General features: G+C 43.0%; 1 protein-coding gene and 1 pseudogene. Both read right to left on the bottom strand.

All coding sequences use genetic code 11. The annotated features are described in order from the left end of the window. Positions 1-233: pseudogene (locus VSR34_RS38860) on the bottom strand (glycosyl hydrolase); the annotation flags it as partial. Beyond that, a partial coding sequence (locus VSR34_RS38855; RefSeq protein ID WP_342965293.1) for a family 10 glycosylhydrolase occupies positions 202-402 on the bottom strand: 201 nt, incomplete at its 5' end. The pseudogene VSR34_RS38860 and the gene VSR34_RS38855, both read right to left, overlap by 32 nt.

Here is a 402-nt window from a genome sequence, read left to right as displayed (position 1 = left end):
ATTAATCGTTTCTTTACATTCAAGGGATTCCGATTGATATCTTTCAGACTAAAATGCATGCTTCCTTGTACGAGCTGTGACTGCCTGTTCAGCTCGATCTGGCGAAAATACTCCTCAGGATCAGACCAAGCAGGATCACTGTTTTGATTGATTTTATACGTCGCTTGACCAATGTACAAGTGAACAGGCTGCCCCTTCACTTCATTTGACCACCATTTCGTCAGCACAATCATAGGCAGCGGGCTGAAAGCCGATACTCCAATAAATTTGCGGGGTGATATAATCAATATGGTGCTGCTGTATCCACTCTCTTGTATCAGCATACAAATCATCATAATTGGTCATCCCTGCAGTTGTGTTTGAACCGGTTGGGTCATCTTTTATGTTGCGCCATACACCAAA

Origin of the sequence: Paraburkholderia sp. JHI2823, from assembly GCF_038900695.1 — a bacterium.
Lineage (GTDB): Bacteria > Pseudomonadota > Gammaproteobacteria > Burkholderiales > Burkholderiaceae > Paraburkholderia > Paraburkholderia mimosarum.
The sequence above is the reverse complement of the archived record's forward strand: the minus strand, read 5'-3'. Positions and strand labels throughout refer to the sequence as shown.